A 7485-nucleotide genomic window follows, 5' to 3' on the forward strand; every position below is an offset into this window, starting at 1 on the left:
ACATCGACAAGGGCCGGGTCCACACCATCGCCAAGAAGTGGGAAGAGTGCCACTCGGCGTTGACCGACACCGCGAAGTCCGCAGGCGACGCCGGCGGAGACTGGGCACCCGCGGTCCGGGCTGCGGTGCAGGAGTTCGCCGATGCGTGGCGGGCCGATCTCACGCAACTCGCCGCCGAGGCCGACACCACGCAACGGCTCCTGGGACTGAGCGCGCAGAGTTACGCCATCACCGACGAAGAGGCCGCGGAGCGGATGAAAGAGGTCCAGCGCTCGGTGGGCGCACCATCGTGAGCGTCGTGCGCGTCTGATCCGTTCGTGGTCGGACCCGGTTCATTCAGTCGAAGTCGAACATGTCGTCCACGGCTGAATGGAACCAGGCCCGGAAGTCGGGGAACGATCTCTTGTCTCGTTCTCCCATCCTTCCGACGCGTAGTCATGGACGATGACGATGGTGCCGGGCGGTCGATCGAGGTCCCAGCAGGCGGTGTCGTCGTTGTCACCACGAAACGCGAACGGCACCACCGTTCGTGACGGATATCTGTCTCGCATGCCTGCGTTTCTCTGCACCAGGAAATCGCCCACCCCGATGTACCACGGGTCGATGTCGACAGTGCCGAGGCCGAGCCCCACGACTTTTAGGAAGTCTCTCGGGTACTCGAACCCATCGGGTAGTTGTTCAGAACTGAGCAGTTCATCAGCGCACACTGATCACAATATCCCGGAGAGAACCGTCGGCGACATCTATCGGCTCCCTCTCGTCGTGCAGCAGCACGACGAGCGAACGTGAAGCGGCGGCATCACCCACCACTACGCCACGAGGCTCAGCCATCTCCGACCCGACGTGAACGAGCAACTCCTGAAAACGCTCCAACTTGGCGTCGCGGTCACTCTCTTTTCGGAGGAGAGCCGAGCAGTTCCATACCGACAGCACCACACCCCGGACCTGCGGGTCGAACTTTGCGACCTCGGAGAGACATTCCTCTAGTGCGCTGGAATTGTTTCCGTAGTACCAGGGAAACTGCAGGGCTGCCGACATCTCTCGGTGGAGCTCCGCGTATGTCTCGCAGTACTGCGCCCTGATGTGAAAGACGCGAAATCCCTGGTCTTCGTAGCCGAGTTCGATCGCGCCGAGTCGGTGCAGGCTGAGGCCGAGATGTACCTCGATGATCAACGGTGTGGGTGTCGATCTCGGAGTCATGTGGCTGCCATCAGGTACGAGTGATGGTGTCGAGCATCGTCTGGACGGTGTCTGCAGCAACGGTGAAGTCGGCTCTATCGACGCCCGCGAGAATCATCTCGCTTTCCTCGGCGATGATCGCATCGCCTCGCGCGACCAGGTCAATGCCCGTGGCGGTCAGGCGGACGTTGTTCTCGCGGCGGGACGTGGTCGAGACCTCGACCGTGAGATGGCCCTCGTTCGTCGCGGATTCGATCTGCCGACTCACGGTCGCCGACGTGGTACCGAGCATGTCTGCCACATCTCGCTGATTGAAACCATTTCCGCGGACCTGGACCGCGCTCAGCACGCGGTAGTGCATCGAACCGATGCCGAGTTCTGCGCGAAGTCGGCGAGCGACAACGCGTTCCATGAGCGAGACCAACTTCTGGGTCGCGAACCAGAAGGAGCCGAACTCCGGGGCTTCGTCTGTCACGCACGGACCGTAACAAACCGACAGTCACGATAGCAATCGTTGCAGTCGTAACCGTTACGTGCGTAATCTTCGTGTCATGTCCCACCGATCGAGAGGAACCACATGAACCAGCCATCCCCCCAGACCCGGCCGTGGGCGGCACTCTGGACCCTGATGATCGGGTTCTTCATGATCCTGGTCGACTCCACGATCATGTCCGTCGCGACGCCTGCCATCATGAGAGACCTGCGGATCGACCTGAGTTCTGCGGTGTGGGTCACGAGCGCGTATTTGCTGGCTTACGCTGTGCCACTGCTCATCAGCGGACGCCTGGGTGACCGCTTCGGCACCAAGAATGTGTATCTCGCCGGACTCGGCGTCTTCACGCTCGCGTCGTTCGCATGCGGGCTCGCAGGCGACTTCACCAGCCTGGTCGCCGCACGAGTCGTGCAAGGACTGGGCGCGGCCCTCATCGCACCACAGACAATGGCCGTCATCACCCGGATCTTCCCTGCAGACAACCGCGGCCCCGCTTTGGCTATGTGGGGAACGATCGGCGGACTCGGCGGACTCGTGGGGCCTCAGCTGGGTGGACTGATCGTGGGCACGACGAGTTGGTCCTGGATTTTCTTCATCAACATCCCGATCGGCGTCATCGGCTTCGTCCTTGCACTCAAACATGTACCGCGACTGCCGGCGTCGTCACATCGCCTCGATGTCCTGGGCGTCGTACTCAGCGGCGCGGGGATGTTCTGCCTGGTCTTCGGCGTGCAGGAGGGAGACCGGTACAACTGGGGAACCATCACAAACTGGCTCAGTGTCCCGCTGCTCATCGGAGCGGGACTGGCCCTCCTGGCTGCGTTCGTCCTGTGGCAGGCCCGGAACAAATCTGAGCCTCTGATCCCCCTTCAGCTGTTCACACATCGCGACTTCAGCCTGGCCGGCATCGCGATGGCCACCATGGGGTTCGCCATCACGTGCATCGCACTCCCGCTCATGCTCTACGCCCAGAACGCGCGGGGCTTCAGCCCCACCGAGTCAGCCCTGCTGCTTCTTCCTCTTGCCCTCGTCATGGCCGTGGCTGCACCAGTCGTCGGTAGGCTCATCGGAAGGTTCTCAGCACGCACCCTGGCCACCGCCGGCTTCACATGCACACTCGGGTCGCTGTTCTGGCTCGGCGCGATTCTCCGGCCGGACACTCCCATCTGGCAGCTGGAGATCCCCATTGCGCTCATCGGTCTCGGCAACGCCTTCATCGGTTCACCGTTGTCCACCACCGCAGTCCGGAGCCTCCCTCTCGCACTCGCCGGTGCCGGATCGGGAGCATTCAACGCGATCCGCCAACTCGGAGCCGTTCTGGGAGCCGCCTCCATCGCCACACTGATGACTGCGCGGCTAAACGCGGAGATGCCCGGTGCAGCAACCGAAATGAACGAGGCGTATGAATATGCAGCCGCGATGGGACAATCGCTGTTCCTCGCGGCAGCGGTACTGATCCTAGGACTGAGTGCGTCGATGTTCTTCACGACCGGGACCCCGAAAGCCGCTACAGCAAGTGAGTCCCTCATCACAGGGGCCGACAGGGTGGCGTAAGGAACTACCGGCCAACAATGATCTCGACACTGCTCGAGCACAGCGCACACTTCGAGTGTCGATGCCGATTCACCACTTCAGTCCGCGTAGGACGGTCAGCACCTGCGGTATGCCTTGATCGCAGCCCGTCACGCTGCCATCGAGGCTTTCCAGGGTGTATCGAAGGAACTGCGCCGCGGGCGCGTCCTGCGTTCTGACCAGTGCGTTGCACCCGCCCACCACCGACCCGAACGAGACGTACCCCGTGCCAACCGAACCCACGGGGAACGTCGATGTCGCGGTCTGACTGATCAGTTCCGGATCGGGCGCCGTGAACACCGACATCTCCAGGTGACGACCGGGGCCACCCAGGCTCCAGTCGCAACCCGGTGAACCGTCCTTGTCGACCGGCTCAGGCTGCTTGCCCACCGGCGGCTGCTGCAGCGCGCGAAGGTCGGTGTCGGAGAGCAACCCGCAGAATGCTGCGGGGGTCAGGTCAGCACCGGACGGTGAGGGTTTCTCAGCCGAGGGTCGCAACGACTCCGGGGCCGACGCGTCGTCAGTCAAACCAGTCCCGCATCCGGCCACCCCGGCGATCATCACCACCGCGAGGAGCGGCGTTCGGAGCCAACCCGCACGACCCTGCTGGCCCGCGATTCTGCGTCCGCTATCGGCCATGATGCTCCTCGTCCGCGGCCCGTACAGACAATCCGGACGAGGGCGAGAACGCCGCGGCCGAATCGATGGGGATGTTCACCGATTCACCCTTCTTCACCGACTTCTGGTTACCGATCACCGCCATGGCGGCGATGATCTTGCCGTCGACCACCCTCGACTCCGAGTTCCATTCGCGCAGTTGCTCGATCATCGACAGCACCGTGTTGGGGTGCATTCCCCACAATCGATACGGCAGCCCGGTTTTCGACATCCTCCCGTTCGGCTTGCGCCGCTTGAGGATCACCATGTCGTCTGATCGGTAACCCCACTGCATCGACGCCGAGTCGTCGTCGACCGAGAACGCGAATCGCGGCGGGACGTCGATCCGGGTCTGACTGATCAGCAGGTCTCCGCGCGACACCACCCTGACGACGAGGAGAAGTGCTCCCGCCACCAGCAGGATCGAACCGACCACGAGGTAGCCCGTGGAAACGGGGTCGCCGGCAAGCGCTCGCTCGACCAGAAACGCCCCGTACCCGAGGGATGGGACGAGTAGGGAGATTCGCGCATCACGCAACGGCGGTTGATTGCGCACCCGCGCCTTCTCCTTCTCCGCCTCGACACGCAGGGACGGCCCCAGACACCCCGGTACAGCGAGCGCCAACATGTAGACACCGATGGCGCACGGAAGCCACGCATGGTCGCGGCCCGCGACATAGGCGATGAGAACACCGAACGGGATCAAGACCCAACCCATGACCTTGCCGACCAGCCCGTACTCGACGTGCCGGGTCCACCGAAACGTCACCGAGTCGTTGTTCGCCATCCGTGTCATCCCTTCCTGTCTCGGCGCAGCTGTCGGTCGTCGGCGCGCATCGCCACAACGATCACCCCCAGCGGTCCTGGTTGCCGAGCGGGTATCCGCGGCCGTGTTCGTGCCCACGATATTCGGACAGGTGACCAGCTTCGCCCGGTGGTCCGACACATCGGTTGGATGCGTGACATCAGTGCCGGTTCGCTCCCGATGAGTTGTCGGTGGCGTCGCATACCGTCGGGGCCAGCATGAGGAGACAGCGATGACGACACCACCACGTAAGCGGAGCGGACGTACGGTCCGCAAAAACCCCGGCGTGGCGAGTCGGGCAACGCCGGCGCGAAAACGAATCCCGATCGTCCGCCCGAAAGTTCCGCGTCCCCCGTCGGAGCGCGATCCCGACGCGCCCGTGCACATCGCGGTCGCGTCGCCGTGGGAAGACCTGGTGCGGCGCGACGACTCCGACCGCATCGAGCGGGTGCGCTGGAACTTTCCCGACGGCGTGAACAGCGGTGACACCGTCGTCACGATCGTCGATGCGCGTGAGTGGACCGTGACCGCGGTGTCCGTTCGATGGGTTCCCGCCGACGGCGTGCCGACCTTGCACCGGGTGTACCCCCACATCTGGGACGGCATCTCCATGACCGCGCTCGAGGCTCGCCTGGGGATGACGTTGCCGCACGAGCCGACCACCCTGGAGCCCACCATGGCGCAGCGCCTTCAGTCGGCCGTCGACGACGAGATTGGCCGTCCGACCCGGTGGTATCAGCTGCCGAATCGCTGCGACGACGCCGATCTCGACCGCATCGCCGACACGACCTCCCTGTGGGGGTGCAATGCCTGCGGGCGCGACCGCGACGCGGAGTTCACACCGCGATTTCAGCGACACGTGCTGACGTCAGGAGACGAATGGCCAGACGCGGTCGGCGTATGCCCCTCGTGTCACGACATCCTGCACCAGCCGTCCGGCCCGACGTTCGACGAGCTGATGTACAGCAATCGACCCTCGTGCCCGGCCTGCGAGGCGCATCAGACGCTCATCCTCATGATGGGTATGCCGCCCGGACCGCCGCCTCGCGGGACCGTGCTCGGGGGATGCGTCCTCACCGGTCCGAGCTTTCCGCAGTTCGTCTGCGGTGCGTGCAAACACGAATGGTGAGAGCACTACTCGTCAATGGTCGATGAACCGTCAACCGTTTGTCGTGAGTGAGTCAACGAGTGCCGGCAGTGCGACCGCGGCCGTCGACCGGATGGTGATGTCGCAAGCGTCCGACAGATCGGTCTCATCCGGGTTGATCTCGACAATCGTCGCGCCGGCCCCTCGAGCAATGTGCGGCAGTCCCGCGGCGGGGTAGACGACACCCGAGGTCCCGACCAGGATGAACACGTCGCACGCCTCCGCTCGGATCGTCGCCTCTGCGAATGCGTTCTTCGGCAGCATCTCCCCGAACCACACGACGCCGGGTCGCACCAGACCGCCGCACTCACATCCGGGCGGTGATAGACGATCACTCTCGGGATCGGTTACCTCCGCATCGTGTTCTCGACCGCACGTGTCGCAACGGCAGGCAAACAGACTGCCGTGCACATGCACCACGTCGGAGCTTTCGGCCCGCTCGTGCAGATCGTCGACATTCTGAGTGACCACCCGTACGTCCGCAGACTGCGCCCAGGTGGCAAGCGCCCGATGCCCGGCGTTGGGTTCGACGGCCGTGAGCATCGCGCGGCGTCGCTGATACCAGGCCCACACCAACGCGGGGTTCTCCTGCCAGGCCTCCGGAGTCGCCAGGGTCATCGGGTCGTACTTCGCCCACAAACCCGTCTGCACATCCCGGAACGTCGGCACACCACTCTCGGCCGACATGCCAGCGCCCGTCAGGACTGTGATGCTCGATGCATCGCCTAGGACGGACAGCGCAGCAGCGATCGCGGTCGAGGTGGTCATGGCCTCAATCTCTCACTCGACTTCGTGCCGCGTCGAGACGTTCCGCGAAATCGACGCCCCACTCGATGCTGATCCGCTCATCCATCGAGCGCACCTGACGACGGCAGGGCGCTCCAGAAACGCACGCCGGATAGATCGACTCGTCGTCGCGGACAACCACGGCACCGACATCGAGGAACTCGTCATCCGACGGAATGATCACGACCGGCTCTCGAGACGGCGGCGAAACTCGGCGAGCTCGACTTCTTCGGAGCGCGCCGCGTCCAGCACATCCTCGACCACTACGACACCGCTGTCACGGTTGATCCGAACGTCGAACAGGTTGAACTCGAAACGTTCCTCACCCGGAGTCGCCCGGTGCACGGCATTCACCAACAAGTGCGTCGTCGGCTCGTCCACCTCCGTCTCGATGAACTCGTCGACGACTGAACTGACCGGCGCCATCCGACCGCGTCTGACCTGTTCGCCCAAGACACGTTCGAGGCGTGCCGAAGTCGGCAATCCGTCGCCGGGGTGACGCTCATCCATCCACTTCCCTCCGCTCGACAGCCATCTGTTGCGATACTCGATGGTGCTCGACAGTGTGTAGTCCTCGTTCCCGTATTCCACACCGCAACAGGGGCACAGTTCGTACGTCGGCGCGAGACCGGTGGCACCCCACGGTGGATGCACCGGTTCATATCCGCACACCCGGCAGTAGCGCCAGTCCCCCTCAACCATCCGCACGATGCTTCAACGGGTCGATCCAACAGCGGACCATCAGCTTTGACCTCGATGTCGGTAGGCGCGCAGTTCGCTTTGTTCACTCACCTCGACCGACCTCCCTCGAATCAGCTCAGCGATCAACGAACGCTCGTCATGCTC

9 protein-coding genes are annotated in these 7485 nt (G+C 63.8%); 3 read left to right on the plus strand and 6 right to left on the minus strand.

The window, feature by feature from the left end; all coding sequences use genetic code 11:
• A partial coding sequence (locus JHC79_RS21970; protein WP_296394888.1) for a type VII secretion target occupies window positions 1–293 on the plus strand: 293 nt, incomplete at its 5' end.
• A 403-nt stretch (window positions 294–696) separates the two neighbouring features.
• Here JHC79_RS21970 and JHC79_RS21975 read toward each other — a convergent pair.
• A complete protein-coding gene (locus JHC79_RS21975; protein WP_296394890.1) occupies window positions 697–1173 on the minus strand; it encodes a barstar family protein in 477 nt (158 codons plus the stop codon).
• A gap of 37 nt (window positions 1174–1210) precedes the next feature.
• A complete protein-coding gene (locus tag JHC79_RS21980) occupies window positions 1211–1540 on the minus strand; it encodes a MarR family winged helix-turn-helix transcriptional regulator (RefSeq protein WP_296394892.1) in 330 nt (109 codons plus the stop codon).
• Window positions 1541–1807: 267 nt separating this feature from the next.
• Between JHC79_RS21980 and JHC79_RS21985 the strand changes: the two genes are divergently transcribed.
• Window positions 1808–3226, plus strand: a complete 1419-nt coding sequence (locus JHC79_RS21985; RefSeq protein ID WP_296394904.1) for a DHA2 family efflux MFS transporter permease subunit — start codon at window positions 1808–1810, stop codon at window positions 3224–3226.
• Between the two features lie 69 nt (window positions 3227–3295).
• Here JHC79_RS21985 and JHC79_RS21990 read toward each other — a convergent pair whose 3' ends face one another.
• Together JHC79_RS21990 and JHC79_RS21995 are read right to left on the minus strand one after the other, a co-directional pair.
• Window positions 3296–3883 (minus strand): hypothetical protein, encoded by a 588-nt coding sequence (locus tag JHC79_RS21990; RefSeq protein WP_366783208.1) that lies wholly within the window; start codon window positions 3881–3883, stop codon window positions 3296–3298.
• Complete coding sequence (locus JHC79_RS21995; RefSeq protein WP_296394897.1) at window positions 3873–4688, minus strand: hypothetical protein; 816 nt, start codon at window positions 4686–4688, stop codon at window positions 3873–3875. The genes JHC79_RS21990 and JHC79_RS21995 overlap by 11 nt, the downstream gene beginning before the upstream one ends.
• 397 nt (window positions 4689–5085) lie before the next feature.
• Here JHC79_RS21995 and JHC79_RS22000 point away from each other — a divergent pair, with 397 nt between their 5' ends.
• A complete protein-coding gene (locus tag JHC79_RS22000) occupies window positions 5086–5835 on the plus strand; it encodes a hypothetical protein (protein WP_296394899.1) in 750 nt (249 codons plus the stop codon).
• 30 nt (window positions 5836–5865) lie between these two features.
• Here the strand turns inward: JHC79_RS22000 and JHC79_RS22005 are convergent, their stop codons facing one another.
• A complete protein-coding gene (locus tag JHC79_RS22005) occupies window positions 5866–6621 on the minus strand; it encodes an NAD-dependent deacylase (protein WP_296394900.1) in 756 nt (251 codons plus the stop codon).
• A gap of 198 nt (window positions 6622–6819) precedes the next feature.
• A complete protein-coding gene (locus JHC79_RS22010) occupies window positions 6820–7065 on the minus strand; it encodes a hypothetical protein (protein ID WP_296394902.1) in 246 nt (81 codons plus the stop codon).
• Window positions 7066–7485 lie beyond the last annotated feature (420 nt).

Origin of the sequence: Williamsia sp., assembly GCF_016462415.1 — a bacterium.
Taxonomy (GTDB): Bacteria; Actinomycetota; Actinomycetes; order Mycobacteriales; family Mycobacteriaceae; genus Williamsia_A.

Coding starts and splice junctions, on each gene's coding strand:
- JHC79_RS21980 (WP_296394892.1), bottom strand. CDS start 1,540: ATGCACTACCGCGTGCTGAGCGCGGTCCAGGTCCGCGGAAATGGTTTC.
- JHC79_RS21985 (WP_296394904.1), top strand. CDS start 1,808: ATGATCGGGTTCTTCATGATCCTGGTCGACTCCACGATCATGTCCGTC.
- JHC79_RS21990 (WP_366783208.1), bottom strand. CDS start 3,883: ATGGCCGATAGCGGACGCAGAATCGCGGGCCAGCAGGGTCGTGCGGGT.
- JHC79_RS21995 (WP_296394897.1), bottom strand. CDS start 4,688: ATGGCGAACAACGACTCGGTGACGTTTCGGTGGACCCGGCACGTCGAG.
- JHC79_RS22005 (WP_296394900.1), bottom strand. CDS start 6,621: ATGACCACCTCGACCGCGATCGCTGCTGCGCTGTCCGTCCTAGGCGAT.
- JHC79_RS22010 (WP_296394902.1), bottom strand. CDS start 7,065: ATGGCGCCGGTCAGTTCAGTCGTCGACGAGTTCATCGAGACGGAGGTG.